This window comes from Actinomadura sp. NPDC023710, from assembly GCF_040639875.1.
GTDB classification, from domain to species: Bacteria; Actinomycetota; Actinomycetes; order Streptosporangiales; family Streptosporangiaceae; genus Spirillospora; species Spirillospora citrea.
On record NZ_JBFAGB010000001.1, the window covers coordinates 254671 to 269537 of the forward strand.

Genomic DNA, 14867 nt, shown 5'->3' on the forward strand with positions numbered 1-14867 from the left:
GCCGGGCGGCCGTCAGCGCTCGCCGGTGGCGCCGCTCCGCTGGAGCTGCTTCCGCGAGGTGATGCCGAGCTTGGCGAACGTCTTGCGCAGATGCCACTCGACGGTGCGAGGGCTGATGAACAGCCGGGCCCCGATCTCCGGATTGGTCAGGCCCTCCCGGACGAGCCGGACGATCTGCGCTTCCTGCGGCGTGAGGGCTTGCGAGCGCGCGTGGACGCCCAGCGCCCATCCCGTCCCGGCCGGGACCGTCACCTCGGTGAGCCGCCGGAGAGCCGCGGCGGCCCGTCCGGGCGCACCGCTCCGGACGGCCGCCTCGATGTACTCGACCAGCGCCCACGGCGCGGCGCCCACGTCCGCCGGACGATCCTCCCCGGCGTCGGGGACGGCGGCCAGCGCCTCTTCGTACCGGCCGAGGCTGTTGGCCAGCAGGGCCATCGCCCACGTGCCGACCGTCAGGACCTTGCCCTCACCGCGGCTCGCCGCCTCCGCGGCGACGGCCCGCCGCAGCGCCGCGCCCTCGGCCTCGCGGCCCCGCCACGCGGTGACCAGCAGTGCGCCGTAGAGCGGCGGCGGGCTCCCGATCGCCTCCGACACCGTCGTGATCTCCTCGACCAGCGCCTCGGCGTCCGCCAGTTCGCCCGCGAACACGTCCACGGCGACCCGCTGTGTCAGGGCGAGCGGCACCGCCGTGGCCTGCCCGGACTCCCGGGCGAGCCGGACATGCCGGGCGGCGAGCACGTCCCACGTCTCGTGATCCCACAGCGCGGCGGCCATCACACCGGCCGGCCAGAGCCAGCGCAGCCCGTCCTCGTCCGGCAGGTCAGGACCACGGAAGACGCGCATCGCCTCCTCCAGAGCCGGCACGCTCGCGGCGAGACCCTCGGTGATCCGCAGGGTCATGCCGTCCAGGAGGAGATCGGCCGACCGCGGCTCGCCCTCCGGCGGCGGCGCCGACCGCGCGGCCTCGGCCGCCTCGACCTCCGGTGCCCTCCGCCGGCGGCCCGGCGAACAGCGCCGCGTTGATCGCCGTAGCACCTGGTACCCATTCGATCGGTTCCGCCCCTCCCCGTCATACCTGGTCGGGCGGCGTGAGGGGAGTACGAAGATCTCCCGCTTCAAAGGGTCGTCGCTTTGCCGTCCCCGGGGAAGGCCAGGGAGAAGGCCAGGGTCACACCCTGGTCCCCCTCCAGACCTCGTCCAGTGAAATGGATGTGAAGTCGACAGGAGGAAGCGCCCATGAGCAGGCACATTCTGGAGCCGGCGGCGCAGGAGTTCGCCGATGCGGCCGCCAAGCCGCCGCCGCTGTACGAGCGGGGCGTGGAGGGCGCACGCAGGCTGCTGGACGACGTCCAGGCCGCCCCAGTGGAGATGCCCGACGTGGACGAGAAGTGGATCACCGCCCCGACCGCCGCGGGCGACGTGCGGGTCCGCCTGGTCAGACCGCCCGACACACCCGGGGCCCTGCCGGTCGTCCTCTACGTCCACGGCGGCGGATGGATTCTGGGCAATGCCGGCACCCACGACCGCCTCGTCCGCGAACTGTCGGTCGGGGCCCGCGCCGCGATCGCGTTCGTGGAGTACGACCGCTCACCCGAGGCCCGCTACCCGGTCGCGATCGAGCAGGCCTACGCCGCCGCGCAGTGGATCACCGGCAACGGCGCGGCCGAGGGGCTGGAGGCGTCCCGGATGGCGGTCGCGGGGGACTCGGTGGGCGGCAACATGGCCGCCGCCCTGGCGATCCTGGCCAAACGACGCGGCGATGTGTCCTTCGTGCACCAGTCGCTGTACTACCCGGTCACCGAGGCCGCGCAGAACACCGCCAGCTACCGCGAGTTCGCCGACGGCCCGCACCTGACCGCCAAGGCCATGGCCTGGTTCTGGGACGCCTACACCGCCGACCCGGAGGAACGCGCCGAGATCACCGCCTCACCCCTGCGCTCCACCCTGGACGACCTGGCCGGCCTGCCGCCCGCCCTGGTCATCGTGGACGAGCACGACGTCCTGCGCGACGAGGGCGAGGCCTACGCCCGCCGCCTCACCGAAGCGGGCGTCCCCACCACCAGCGTCCGCTACAACGGCACCCTCCACGACTTCATGATGCTCGACCCCGTCCGCGACACCCACGCCACCCGAGCCGCCACCGCCCAGGCCATCACAGCCCTCACCACCGCCCTGCACACCCGTCCGGCCGCCTGAACGCGCGGCCGCATTCCACGAAAGGCTGTCCCATGAAGATCGTCGTCATCGGCGGCACCGGCCTGATCGGGTCGAAAGTGATCGCGAACCTCACCGCGCAAGGCCACGAGGCCGTCCCCGCCTCCCCGAACACCGGCGTCAACACCCTCACCGGCGAGGGCCTCGCGGAGGTCCTCCCCGGCGCCTCGGTCGTGATCGACGTGTCGAACTCGCCGTCCTTCGAGGACGAGGCCGTCCTGAACTTCTTCGAGACCTCGACCGGCAACCTGCTCGCCGCCGAGGAGGAGGCGGGCGTCGGCCACCACGTCGCCCTGTCGATCGTGGGCGTCGAGCGTCCCCCGGAGCGCGGCTACTTCCGCGCGAAGGTCGCCCAGGAGAGCCTGATCGAGAAGTCGCCGATCCCCTACTCGATCGTCCACGCGACGCAGTTCTTCGAGTTCACGAAGGCCATCGCCGACGAGGCCACCACCGACGGCAAGGTCGGCATGCCCCCGGTCTTCTACCAGCCCATCGCGGCCGACGACGTCGCGGAGCAGGTCGCTCGGGTCGCGACGGCGCCCCCGCTGAACGGCCGAGTCGAGATCGCGGGCCCGGACCGCTACCGCATGGACGACTTCTTCCGCGAGGCCCTGGCCATCCGGAACGACTCGCGCGAGGTCATCACCGACCCGGACTCCCACTACTTCGGCGCTCCCGTGGAAGAGTTCAGCCTCGTCCCCCTCGGCGACGCCACCCTCGGCAAGGTGCACTACGACACCTGGCCCGGCCGCCTCCAAGCCCCGAAGTAACCACCACTCCGGCCCACGGTCGCCTCTCCTTCGTCTTCGAGCCGACCGGGGGAGCCTGACGTCAGACACGAGCCCACGACGAAGGGCGGGTGGACAGGCGCGCCGCCCGCCTCATGTCATGAGGCGGGCGGCGAAGGATGTCGCGGCTGGTGGGGGTCGGGATCAGAAGGGGGAGCGGCTGCGAGCGCGCCGTCCGGCCTCCCCGCTGCGGCCGACGGCACGCGACGAGCTGCGGAACGGCTTGCTCAGCAGCCGCCCGAGCCCGCCAGGGGCCGAAGAACCCGCACGTGAGCCCACACCCAGCACTCGCTGGGTACCTCGCTGCGGATGCCGCGAAAGCCTCGGCAGCAGGAACGCCAGAACCAACAGAACCGCACAGACGCCCACGATGGCGACAATAATCATGAAACCCGCCCTTTCTGCCGCTTACGGTCAAAGGCGCTCTACCCTCACTTGACCGAGCCATGCGGCCCATCCCCTCGGACGCCCAGCGGGCGATCACAGTCGGGGAGCCGGCCGTCCACCGTCGCCTCGGGCGGCGAGATCGAGGCCCGACGTGAATCTGACCTCGGCCATGGCGGCGGTAGACGGCCTCCTGGCGGATCTCATGCCGCCCGGGCCGGGGAGCGGAAGACCTCGCGGGCGTGCCAGGCGATGTGCTCGCCGTCCACGGCGGGGAAGGCCGTCTGGGGCGAGCAGACAGGGCGTCCGGCCAAGGCGTGGACCTGTTCGCGGGCGGCCGGACCGCGTCCGACGAAGCGCGCCGACACGGTGACCTGCCGGTCGTCGGTGATGCCGAGTGCGCCCTTGTCGAAGAGCTTGTGATGCAGCGCGCACAGGCAGATGCCGTTGGTGACGTCGTCGGGCCCGTCGAAGGCCCACCACCGGACGTGCGCGGCGTCCAACCCCACCGCGGTCCCGTTCAGCCAGCCGTCATAGCCGCAGAACGCGCACCGGTACTCGTAGGCGACCATGATCTGCTCGCGGAAGGCGCGGTCGCGCCGCCGCGGCGCCACCGCGCCCGCGGCCTCGACCGACTCCAGGTCGATCCCGGCGGCCGCGCAGATGTCGTCGTGCAGCGAAGGTTCGAAGTTGACGTCCAGAATGGCGCGGCACAGCTGCGGCAACAGACGCGGTTCGCGGCGCAACGCGGCCGTCAGCTCACCGCTCAACCGACCGCGGGCGGCCTGAGCCCGCAGGACGCCGACCTGGGGCCCGGGACTGCCCCCTCCATCGACGGTCCGCACCTCCCACAACCCATCGCTGGTCAGGTAGTGAAAGGGGTAGGCGGGACTGGTCTTCCGCGGCGGCCCGAATTCCCGCAGCAGTCCGGCGAGATGCTCCTCGACCTCGCTATAGAACATCGGAGCATCGCCGCACCGCTGGAAGTGCCCGAGGGCGTACAGCAAGAGCAGCGGCTTGTGCGGCGCCCGCTCCCCACCCCGCGACCACCGGCGGACTCCCGTAACCCGCTCGACCCAGTCCACCCCGGCACCCTACGGGACCGGCAATGGCGAGATCATGCCGGTTGATCCGGTGATTCGGCTTCGCTCCTCGAAGGCCGCTAATGATCAGAGGGCCTCCGCGGACGGGCGACGGCCGCTGCCGGACAAACTTCCCTTGTTCTCCGGGAGCGGAGGAGCCGAATCGTAGAATCGCTCTGTCGGCATCGGGCGGCCCGCCTCCTGGAGACGAGATGGAACTCCGGCATTTCCGGTACTTTCTGGAGGTTGTCGAGCAGGGCTCGTTCACCCGGGCCGCTCAGGCCCTCCACATATCGCAACCGACGCTCAGCCAGCAGATCCGCGTCCTGGAACGCGAGGTGGGCGCGACGCTCCTCGTCCGGGAGCCGGGCGGGGTCTCGCCAACGGCGGCCGGAGCGGTCTTCCACGAACACGTCGCCGCCATCCTCGCCGCCACCGCGGACGCGGTCTCGGCGGCGCGCCTTCGAGCCGGCGGCCCGCGAACCCTGCGCATCGGCATCGCCGGGCCCTTACCGGGTGACATCCAGATGCCGGTGATCAGCGCGTTCAAAGAGGCATTTCCGGATGTGCGGACCGCCTGGCGGGCCCTGGAACTCAACGAACTGGACCGACCGCTCCTCGACGGAGACGTGGACGTCGCCTTGATCCGCCTCCCCCTCGACCCCGAGCGGCTCGACTGGGAAGTCCTCGTCGACGACGAACCCCGTGCGGTCCTGGTGCCGATCGGACACCCGCTGGGGGAAGCCGAAACGATCACGCTCGACGATGTCATCGACGCGTCCTTCGTCGCGATCGCCGACAGCGTCCCCCTGGCCGCGCAGCGCTGGTGGACCTTCTACGACGAGCGCAACCGCGAGGACGCGCGGTTCGTCGGCGAGCCGGTGGACACCGTCGCCGCCGCCGCGCTCTCCATCCGACTGAACCGCGTCCCCTGCCCCGGGCCGTTCGCGCTGCGCGACACCCTGGCGCTATCAGGAATCACGACCTTGCCGATGACCGGGCTCTCCCCGACGGTCACGGTCGCAGCCCGACGACGCTCCGACGAGGGGCTCCCGGAGGTCTTCTGCGAACTCGCCGCACGAACCGTCCGGGAACTACGCGCAGCGGGCGCGGTATAGGCAAGCCCTATAGCCGCATAGAAAAAGAGTCTTGGCCCCCGAAAACCGATGCTCAGTAAATTTCGCCTGAGCACGGACGGGGGATCCTATGGGAGAAATAAGAATCTCGGAGATAGGCGGGGACCTTAGCGGGACGGTGGTGAACGGCGACCACGCCCTGGTCGTCAGCGGCCACGGCTCCACGGTCAACTACGTGGGCACACCGCCCGACCCCGCCCCGCGGAACCGGCCTCACGGACGGCCCCTGCCGCGTGGTGAACAACCACTCGGGCGCGAGCGCGAACTCCGCGTCCTGGAAGAAGGCCTTACGGACCGAGGCCGCGTTCAGGTCTACGGAGAGCGCGGAGCCGGCAAGACGACACTGCTCTGCGAACTCGCCGCCAGACAAGTCAAAGCGGGCCGGAGCGTGGTGTACCTGCCGGTCGCCGACGTTCCGGCGGAAGACGTCATCCAGGAAGTGTTCAAGGCGTGCTACGCCATTTCCGGCTACCGGCCCACCGAGGACGTCCTGGTCCGGCTGATGTCGTCGATCGAAGCGCTCCTCGTCCTGGACGACTTTGCGGGGACGAGTTCCGACCTGGCCCAACTGCTTGCCGCCGTCCCGTCCTGCGACATCGCTGTGGCAGGACCGGAACGCCTGATGTTCGGCGAGGGCGTCGCACTCGAACTGAGCGGCCTTGACGCGGACGCCGCGCGGAACCTGCTCGTCCGGAAACTCGGCCGGGACCTCCAGGACGACGAACTGGCCCCCGCCGACGACCTGTGGCGTGCCACAGGAGGCCGTCCACTCGCCCTGGTCCGCGCCGCGACGGCACTGCGGGCGGACGGCTTACCCTCCGCCCTCGACCCCGGCGCCCTGACCGAAGCTCTAGCCACAGCCCTCGACGCCCCGGCCCGAGCCGTCCTGGGCCTGCTGTGCGCTGTAGAGGGGATCCCGATTCCGGCCCCCTTGCTCACGGCCCTCCTAGGAGTCCCACCCGACGAGCACCAGGCTCGCAGTGACAGTACCGACACAGCATCCAGCTCCAGCGATCCCCAAGCTCACGCCGACACCGCCGCGAATGCGGAGCGGACAACGCGAAACGGCGAAGAGGTGGCCGAAGCGCTGACGATGCTGGAACACGCCCGATTGGTAAGCGACGGACCCATCGGCTACACCACGACCGACAAAACGGCAGCCGAAGTGGCCGCGCTGGCGGGAAGCGAATTCGACGCCGCCACATGCGCGACGCGGCTGGCCGACTGGGTCCGGCGCGCATCCGTCGCCGAAATCAGTGACGTGCCCTCCCTGATCGTCCGGGTGCTGCGGGCCGCTCTGGAAGCCGAGGCCCACGCACCTGCGCGCGACCTCGCCCGAGCCGCCGCGCCAAGGCTGGCGCTCTCCCTCCACTGGGGATCGTGGACCGAGGTGCTCTCCCTCGGCTTGCGCGCCGCACGGGCACTCGGGTCGACCGAAGACGAGTCGTACTTCAAGAACGAGCAAGCAGCGCGATTGAAGGCGGCCGGCAAAGGCGCGGCGCTCGGCCTGGCCGCCGCGGCAGGGGCACATCCTGCACTAACGGCCCACGCGGCCCGCACCATCCCGAAACAGAAGAGCCCGCTGCAGAAGTTGATCGCCAAACCCGCGGTCAGCGGCATCGCCGCCGCGACGGGGGTCGCCGCGGTGGTCGGCGGAGTCTCCTTCATGGGCACGCGAACGCCGACGTCCTTGTCCGGAAGAGAAGCGGCCCAGCCCCAGGCGGTCGAGTCCTCGCCCCCCTCACCGCGAGGCCGCCACTCGACGTTCCGACCATCAGAACAGGACGGCGGAGAAGCCCCGCCCCGTAACGAGGACGACCCGACACATAAACTCGGACCCGAGCAGGACTCCGACCCGAAGAGCCCATCCACACCGTCGTGCGATTCGATGCCGCACACCTTCTACCTCGGTGACATCTTCAGTTTCAAAGTGCCGGAAAGATCCGGGTGGAAGCACTTCGAACGGGCCATCACGTGGGAGCCCTACCAGGGTTGGGAGAGGTGCTGGGGCGACGGTGATCTGGCAAGTCACACGGTGGTCGGGCCGGGCCGGCAGTCCTTCACCGTGAAGCCGCAAGGCTGCCCGGCCCAGCTCCGGCCAGGCCAGACCTGCCGCTTCTCCATCGACATCCGCATGACCGACTACATGCCGCGCTTCGCCTACATTCGCATTCCCGTCCCGGGGCGACCGTGGGGCATGAAATGGGAGCTCGCCGCAGAGGCGATGCCGCCAGACAGCCCTACCACCCAGCCGAGCCCGGACCCGTCCACGACCTGAGGGAGACACCATGGGGGAAGGAAACAACCTCCGGATCGGCAGCATCAGCGGCGACCTCAGCGGCAACGTCCTGAACGGCCAGAACATCGAACTGCACCAAGAGACGCCGCAGCCCCTCCCAGAGGAACTCGCCGCCTTGGCAACCTACGCCCAGGCGGTCATCCAGGCACTTCCCGTCCTGGCCCTAGCAGCCGACCAGCAGCAGTCTCTCCAGAACCACGCCGTCCAAATCCTCAATGAAATCCAAGCCCCTCAACCCGAACGCGCTCGCCTGACACGCCTCCGAGCCTCCCTTCAAGCAATCCTAGAAAACGCAGCAAGCAGCGCCCTGGCAACGGTCCTACTAACCATGACCGCGCAATAGGTCGGCCACTCCAGACCGGCAGGCCCTTCAAGCCGACGAAACTGCCAGCGCGATGGTGCCATTAACCCGACCACTCCGGGCTGGCTCGCCCTGCAAGCGCAGAATGAGAACGCTCGCACACCGGGGCGATAGGCCAGCGACCACTCGACCACATGGCTGCCTGCGTAGAGATGACGTGAGGCTGGCCCGCACCCAGCCACGCCTCAGGGGGCGTCGACCCAGCCGCCAGGATGGGGATCGAGTCAGCCGGGACGGAGCGGTGGCGGAGCGATCCCCCTCGCTAGGCGCCGTGCAGGGTCCACCTGGGTGGATCCCAACGCCGAACCCGACGACCAGACCGATCATTTCGTGACTATCCCGATGCGGACATCGCACGGGAAGGACCGACGACCCAGTCGCGAGTCGTCAGTGTCCATCTGGATACAAGAAGTCGCCCTGAGCTTCGTTTGCGTTCGGTGAGCCTGAGGGCACACTCGTCACGCAAAGTACTCACGCAAACACAGCACTCCAGGATCCGAGGGAGCCCCCCATGGCCCGTTACGAGATCACGGTGGAGACCGGCAATGTCGAGAACGCCGGGACCGACGCCAACGTCCACATCACCCTCTACGGTTCGCTCGCCTCCGCGGGCCCGGTCAACCTGGACGACAGCAGGGACAACTTCGAGCAAGGCGCCATCGACCACTTCACCCTGGATCTGACCGAGGCCGGACGGCTGGAGACCATCGTCATCGGCCATGACAACTCAGGGAACAAATCCGGATGGTTCCTGAACCGGGTCACCGTCACCAAGGGCGGCGACACCGCGGAGTTCAGCGCCTACCGATGGCTCGCCACCGACGAGAACGACGGCAGAATCGAGGTGCGCTTGACGCGCCAGCAGTGACGAAAAGGAACCGTCCACGCTCCCGGTCGCCCACCGAGCGCGCCCCTCCCTCCCAGACGCCGAGAAGATGAGCTTGTCGCTCAGGTAAAACTCAGGGCCCTAACTCGAAAGGAGAGTTAGGGCCCTGAACCATTCGGGTTGGCGGTATTTGAACCCACGACCTCTTCGTCCCGAACCGATGATCGCGCACATACTTGGACGCGTGATCAAGGTCGTTTCACGGTAAAGTCTCAGGTGGAGGCCCTATTTCGTTGTCAGCGAGTGATGGCTTGAATCACGCCGTCACTCATAGTCCGGGGTCAAATGAGGGTCAGATGATCAAGCCTGGGAGGTGAGAAGCCCCATGGGGCAGACACGCAAAAGAGTGGGCAAGGACGGCAAGCCTCGCTACACGGCCTACTACGACGACATTCGGGGACAGCGGAGATCGGCTGGAACCTACGCGAGCAAGAGGGAAGCAGAAAAAGCATGGCAACGTGCTGAAGTGAAGGTATCCGAAGGTAGGACCGGAGAACCCGCACGCGGAAGGCAGCGCTTCAAGGACTACGTCGAGAACACCTGGCTACCGAATCATGAGATGGAGGCCAGCACCCGAGAGGGGTACACATACACCATCTACAAGCACATCATGCCGGAGTTCGGTCGCATGCGGATGGTCGACATCCTTCCCGAGCACGTCCGAGCCTGGATCGCCAAGCTCAAGAAGCAGGGCATGACGCCCGTGACCATCCGCTGCACCAAAATCATCCTCAGTGCCATCTTCACCACGGCACTGAGGACCAGATCACCTTCCTCCACCCTTGTCGCGGAGTGAAGGCCCCGCCCGTCGTTCGCAAGCCGCTCAAGATCGTCACGCCGGAGCAGTTCGACGACATCTACAACGCTCTCCCGGAGGGGACCTTCCGAATCCTCACCGAAACCGAGATTGAGAGCGGCCTCCGCTGGGGCGAGCTCAGCGAGCTGCGACCCAAGGACCTCAACCTCAGAACCCGCATCCTCACGGTCAGCCGGACGGTCGTGGAGCTCAACCCGAAGTTCCATCCGGACGGGGGTCACTTCCTCGTCAAGGACTACCCGAAGGACAAGGAGTACCGCCGCTTCAAGCTCAGTGCCCAGATGGCCGAGAAGCTCGAAGACCACATCACGACGGCGCGCCTCACCCGAGACGACCTCCTCTTCCACATGCCGCCCCAGGACAAGCCCCGCGCCCGCATCACCGAGATCCCCGACCCAGCCACCCTCGGCCGAACCGAACCCAACGAGAAGGGACGCACCTACAACCACGGAACCCTCAGCGCCTACACCGCCGGCAGATGCCGCTGCGACTACTGCCGAGGCGCCTTCTCCCTCTACCGAGCGGCCCGCCGCGCCAACGGCAAAGACAACCCGCGCCCCCTCCGCACGCGCATGACGGACGGCCACATCCCCAACGACTGGTTCCGCCGCAACATCTGGTACCCGGCCATCGCCGCCGCCGACCTGGACTTCAGACCGACCATGCGCGACCTACGCCACGCCCACGCCTCTTGGCTCCTCAACGGCGGCGCCGACCTCCAGATAGTCAAAGAACGCCTCGGCCATGCCTCCATCGCCACAACCGAGCGCTACCTACACACCCTCCCCGACGCCGACGAAACCGCCCTCGAAGCCCTCGCCAGGACCCGCAGCCGTTCAACGACCAGTTAGTCGAGAGCGGCCCACGAGAAGGGCCGACCAACCGGCCCTTCTCACTTATGCGCACTTTGGCTGCACGGGTCCGAGTCCGGCTGTGGCGAGCGGCGCACATGGTTGAGAACCTGCGCTTGAGCGCGGTCATGCCACCACACCGCCTTGAGATCACCCTCACTCGCTCCCCAGGAGGGCTAACCTGCCATCGTGACCACCGCATCGGGGCTCGACATCCAGCAATTGCATGCTGACGCCGACCGCGACGGCATCACCAAACTCGTAGTCGGCGCCATCGTCCATGCCGATGGCCAGGTGCTCATCCTGCGCCGCTCTGCTGAGGACAGGTTCATGGCCGGCATTCAGGAACTTCCTTCAGGCGGCGTCGAACCAGGTGAGAACCTGCTCACCGCACTGGAGCGCGAACTCGGCGAGGAAATCGGCTGGACGGGACCGCTCACGCTTGATCCCGGTTTCGCTGCTCACTTCGACTACATCTCCGGATCGGGCCGAAGAGCCCGTCAGTACACGTTCGGCGTAGCTCATCAAGGTCAGACCATCGTCCTGAGCCCCGAGCACACGGCCTATCAATGGCTCCACCTTGCCGGTCTTACCGACTCCGACGTCACTACTGAGACCGCTCGAGTAATCCGAGACTGGATCTCGTCTTGATCCGGTAGAAAGGTGCCGCAGACGCGGTCTGGACTAGGAGAGCCGTGTGATCGTTGCGGCACTCCCGCCGACAACGGTCACTGGAAACAAGCGTGTGGGCTCATCTGCGGCGTATGTCAGTGGCATCGGAGATGCTGGCGGCTCATGTCACCAAGGCAGGGAGCCTTCACTTGTCGATCCGAGTTGCCAGCCGGCGTCGCGGGACGGCGTCGCTGACCGCCGCGTTCCCCGGTGCGGAGATCATCGATGTGACCTCCAAGGCGCCGGAACCGTGGGTGCGGCTCAGTCCGTTCTACCCGCACGGTGGCATTCCGGTTCCCTACTGCGACGGCGTTACCAGCGAGTCGGTGGAAGGGATCTGGCAGGCCCTCAAGGTCTTTCAGGACTCGGATGTCGACCCTGCGAAGCTCAGAATCACCACGATGAAGGGGCTGAAGCGGACGGTGCGTCGATACGGCCCCGTCCAAGGCCACCGCACCGGCCTGCACGGCGGCCGCCTCCTGCCCTACGAGACGGCCCGGCGCCGGATCTACCTGCCGGCCTACCGATGGGTCCTCGAACACCGCGTCGCTGACCTGGTCGAGCGGCTTCGCGACAAGGAGGATGTCGTCCTACTGGACTTCACCACCAACGGAGACGTCACCGATCCCGCCAGCCCCCTCTCCCACGCCGCGCTAATCCAACTGCACATAGATGGCCACTGGCCCCAAGAAGGCGACACAGATGCTTCCAGGACGGCCAGTGATCGAATGTGAGGGTGACGCCCTGCCATGACGCCGTCGTGATCAGCAGCGCGGTAGCGGCGTGGATCGGGCCTGCCTTCGGGCTCGAACCGACCTCAACTTGGGCTCCGCCACGCTGTGGTAACTAGCGGGTCGGTCTTCCCTGCTCAGATGCGTTCGCCGTGTTCGAGATAGCGGGTGCCGCCGTCCCGGCGGGCAGCGTGCGCATGGAGAAGCCGGCGAGCGAGACGCGGGATGGTCAGGTCGTGGATCTGGGTGATGTCGTGGAAGTGCCAGCCGACCAGTTCGCTGGGTTCAAGGCGGATGGCATTGAGTTGATCGGCGGTGAGGGAGCCGCCGTCGAAGAGGAAGAGGATCTTGTCACCTTCGGTCTTGTTAGGAGCCCAGTCGGCAACCAGTAGCCGCCCGATTTTCGGGCGGATACCGAGTTCTTCGGCGATTTCACGTTCCGCGGCTTGGCGGGGAGTTTCGCCGTGCTCGACGTAGCCGCCGGGGATGTCGCGGTAGTCCTTGTAAGAGGGGTCGACCAGCATGGTGTGGTCGTGTTCGTTGAAGAACAAGGCACCTGCCGCTGCGAGAGCGTGCGTGAAGGTTGTTGACGGGTCATCGGTCACGAGTGTCGAGCGTAGGAGGTCGGGCTAGACGATGCTCACCCGGCGGGCGAGGTGGGCCAGGAGAAGGCTCTCCTGCCAGTGGTTCGGGAACTGCTCTCCTGGTACCAGGTAGAGGACACTACGTATCCTTTGGTACGCGAGAGAGCGAACATAGAAGTGCCGGACAGACCTGGCTCTTCTGGCATGCCAGTTCACTCACCGCTGAGCGGTGAAATCGAGCTCGTCCCTCTTCGCCCTGGCGACAAGGCCGGCAAAGTTGTCGATGGAAAGCGAGAGGTGCCCGCTGCTCGGGGCCTTGCTGTCTCGTAGGCCGATGGCGTCGTCGAGCTGGGCGACCTCCACGCACTGGCCGCTGGTCCCATCGCTGGATCGGCTGCTCTTGCGCCACTGGGGGGAAGTCACGTCAAGGCCTCCATCAGATGCTTGATCAGGCTCCGACTGGAGTCTACGGGGAGGGCGACCGCCCCAATGCGGTCGAACCTGTCGAGCAGTCCGTCGACCTCGGCGGCCTCTGGGACGAGCCTTCCACCGGTGGGGGCCTCGACGTAGCCGACCTGGCCCTCCCGGACCTTGATGACCTTGAACGGCCCGTCGAGCCCGGCATTCGCGCCCGCCGTGTTCGGGACGATCCGCAGCATCACGTTCGGCAGCTCAGAGACCTCAAGCAGCTTGGCGAGTTGCTCCTGCATGACCGCTCTACCGCCCACCAGGCAGGCCATGGCTGTCTCCGCCAGGAGAACCCACAGATCGGCCGGGCTTTCCTTGGTCAGGATCTGCTGTCGTGCCATCCGCGCTTCCACCATCGCGTCTATCCCTGGCTCGCGCCCCTCCACCAGCAGGGCGCGTGCGTAGGCAGGTGTCTGCAGCAGAGCAGGAATCAGCTGGCCGCTGTAGATCCGCAGCACGGCCGCGCGACCCTCAGACTCCGTGAAGGTTTTGAACCAGTTGGGGTCGTGTCCGAGCCGCGCGTACCAGAGCATGATCGCGAACGTCCCGCCGGTGTTCCACCGCTCGTCGAGGACGGTCGCCTGAGCGTCGGTCAGCTTCGCCTCGCAGTTCTCCAGTCTGGAAATCGAGGAACGCGCGCAGTTGAGGAGCTCAGCAAGGGCGTGTCCTGACATGCCGTGCTGCATGCGCTGGAAGCGCAGGTGGTGGGCCATCCACGCCCACATCGATGATCGCGGGTCGGGGGACTCGTTGATGTGCATCGTGTCTCCGTCCGTCGGACGAATTTCCAGGTGATCCTAGGAATGGCGACACGGTAACTCTCGCGGAGCAGGCTTGTCCCAGAAATTGCAGGTCAGAGCAGCACGACGGGAAATTAGATTATGTCGGACAATCTGGAACAAGAACTGCATCCAAGGCAGCGCTGCCATCTTCTGACATGGCTGGCGGGCCAGTTGCCGCATCGCCATGTATGCCCCGAGGTCCTCGGCGCCGGCGAGAGCGCCGTCCTTCGTGTCACGAGCCGTCGGACCAACAAGGTCCGCTTCATCGCTTGTGTCCCAGCCCCTCAGGCAGGGACGTGGGCCTGGGTGTGGTCTAGCGACTGGGCGCTGGTCACTGACCCTCGCGCCGTCCCCGCCATCGCGAAGGCGATGAGCTCATGACGACGCGGATCATCCTCGGTCGCGTGACCCTCCCGGCCACCCCCAAGAGCGTCGGTGAGGCCCGCCGGTTCGCCGCCGCGGTACTGAACGGCAGCGACCGCACCGCCACGGCACAACTGCTGATCTCCGAGGCCTGCACCAACAGCGTCAGGCACTCCGACTCCCGTCATGGCGGTTCGTTCACCCTCACGCTGTATGACTGCGGGAACTCCCTGCGCTGCGAGGTCATCGATGCGGGCGCCGCGACCATCCCGACCCGCCACCAGGGCTCCGAACCCCGCGACCACGGCCACGGCATCGTCCTCATCGAATCCCTTGCCGCCCGCTTCGGCTACGACACCGACACTGCCGGTCGCCTGCGCACCTGGTTCGAACTGACCTGACGGCCCGCTCGCGTCGAGGCTGCGGCCACCCTCCCCCGTTGGTTCAGA

The 14867-nt window shown here is 67.4% G+C and carries 17 protein-coding genes; 11 read left to right on the forward strand and 6 right to left on the reverse strand.

Annotation, left to right across the window (positions count from 1 at the left end):
• Window positions 1-12: 12 nt before the first annotated feature.
• The gene (locus AB0H37_RS01185) at window positions 13-900 is read right to left on the reverse strand and encodes a LuxR C-terminal-related transcriptional regulator (protein ID WP_360610494.1); all 888 of its coding nucleotides are present in this window, start codon (window positions 898-900) and stop codon (window positions 13-15) included.
• 336 nt (window positions 901-1236) lie between these two features.
• Between AB0H37_RS01185 and AB0H37_RS01190 the strand changes: the two genes are divergently transcribed.
• Complete coding sequence (locus AB0H37_RS01190; protein WP_360610496.1) at window positions 1237-2196, forward strand: alpha/beta hydrolase; 960 nt, start codon at window positions 1237-1239, stop codon at window positions 2194-2196.
• A 32-nt stretch (window positions 2197-2228) separates the two neighbouring features.
• On the forward strand, window positions 2229-2984 hold the full coding sequence (locus AB0H37_RS01195; protein ID WP_360610498.1) for an SDR family oxidoreductase: 756 nt from the start codon (window positions 2229-2231) through the stop codon (window positions 2982-2984).
• Window positions 2985-3146: 162 nt separating this feature from the next.
• On the opposite strand, the gene AB0H37_RS01200 is transcribed toward AB0H37_RS01195, so the two are convergent.
• A complete protein-coding gene (locus AB0H37_RS01200; protein WP_360610500.1) occupies window positions 3147-3389 on the reverse strand; it encodes a DUF6411 family protein in 243 nt (80 codons plus the stop codon).
• Between the two features lie 200 nt (window positions 3390-3589).
• A complete protein-coding gene (locus AB0H37_RS01205) occupies window positions 3590-4471 on the reverse strand; it encodes a phosphorothioated DNA-binding restriction endonuclease (protein ID WP_360610502.1) in 882 nt (293 codons plus the stop codon).
• A 209-nt stretch (window positions 4472-4680) separates the two neighbouring features.
• On the opposite strand from AB0H37_RS01205, the gene AB0H37_RS01210 reads away from it, so the two are divergent.
• From AB0H37_RS01210 to AB0H37_RS01245, 8 genes are all read left to right on the forward strand, one after another.
• Window positions 4681-5586 (forward strand): LysR family transcriptional regulator, encoded by a 906-nt coding sequence (locus tag AB0H37_RS01210; protein WP_360610504.1) that lies wholly within the window; start codon window positions 4681-4683, stop codon window positions 5584-5586.
• Window positions 5587-5725: 139 nt separating this feature from the next.
• Window positions 5726-7882 (forward strand): hypothetical protein, encoded by a 2157-nt coding sequence (locus tag AB0H37_RS01215; RefSeq protein WP_360610506.1) that lies wholly within the window; start codon window positions 5726-5728, stop codon window positions 7880-7882.
• Between the two features lie 10 nt (window positions 7883-7892).
• Entirely contained in the window at window positions 7893-8246 is a 354-nt protein-coding gene (locus AB0H37_RS01220) for a hypothetical protein (protein WP_360610508.1), read from the forward strand.
• Between the two features lie 529 nt (window positions 8247-8775).
• Entirely contained in the window at window positions 8776-9132 is a 357-nt protein-coding gene (locus AB0H37_RS01225) for a PLAT/LH2 domain-containing protein (RefSeq protein WP_179838235.1), read from the forward strand.
• A 343-nt stretch (window positions 9133-9475) separates the two neighbouring features.
• Entirely contained in the window at window positions 9476-9946 is a 471-nt protein-coding gene (locus AB0H37_RS01230; RefSeq protein WP_360610511.1) for an N-terminal phage integrase SAM-like domain-containing protein, read from the forward strand.
• On the forward strand, window positions 9943-10818 hold the full coding sequence (locus AB0H37_RS01235) for a site-specific integrase (protein ID WP_360610513.1): 876 nt from the start codon (window positions 9943-9945) through the stop codon (window positions 10816-10818). The genes AB0H37_RS01230 and AB0H37_RS01235 overlap by 4 nt, the downstream gene beginning before the upstream one ends.
• A 189-nt stretch (window positions 10819-11007) precedes the next feature.
• Complete coding sequence (locus AB0H37_RS01240) at window positions 11008-11469, forward strand: NUDIX domain-containing protein (RefSeq protein WP_360610515.1); 462 nt, start codon at window positions 11008-11010, stop codon at window positions 11467-11469.
• 170 nt (window positions 11470-11639) lie between these two features.
• On the forward strand, window positions 11640-12224 hold the full coding sequence (locus tag AB0H37_RS01245) for a hypothetical protein (protein ID WP_360610517.1): 585 nt from the start codon (window positions 11640-11642) through the stop codon (window positions 12222-12224).
• 134 nt (window positions 12225-12358) lie between these two features.
• On the opposite strand, the gene AB0H37_RS01250 is transcribed toward AB0H37_RS01245, so the two are convergent.
• The 3 genes from AB0H37_RS01250 to AB0H37_RS01260 all read right to left on the reverse strand — a co-directional run bounded on the left by AB0H37_RS01250 (window position 12359) and on the right by AB0H37_RS01260 (window position 14034).
• Window positions 12359-12826, reverse strand: coding sequence for an NUDIX hydrolase (locus tag AB0H37_RS01250; RefSeq protein ID WP_360610519.1), 468 nt, complete (start codon window positions 12824-12826; stop codon window positions 12359-12361).
• A 195-nt stretch (window positions 12827-13021) separates the two neighbouring features.
• Window positions 13022-13228 carry a DUF397 domain-containing protein gene (locus tag AB0H37_RS01255; protein ID WP_360610521.1) on the reverse strand — a complete coding sequence of 69 codons (207 nt, stop codon included), beginning with the start codon at window positions 13226-13228 and terminating at the stop codon, window positions 13022-13024.
• Complete coding sequence (locus tag AB0H37_RS01260) at window positions 13225-14034, reverse strand: helix-turn-helix transcriptional regulator (RefSeq protein ID WP_360610523.1); 810 nt, start codon at window positions 14032-14034, stop codon at window positions 13225-13227. Before AB0H37_RS01260 ends, AB0H37_RS01255 begins: the two co-directional genes overlap by 4 nt.
• A 398-nt stretch (window positions 14035-14432) precedes the next feature.
• Here AB0H37_RS01260 and AB0H37_RS01265 point away from each other — a divergent pair, with 398 nt between their 5' ends.
• The gene (locus AB0H37_RS01265; RefSeq protein WP_360610525.1) at window positions 14433-14819 is read left to right on the forward strand and encodes an ATP-binding protein; all 387 of its coding nucleotides are present in this window, start codon (window positions 14433-14435) and stop codon (window positions 14817-14819) included.
• Window positions 14820-14867: the final 48 nt, after the last annotated feature.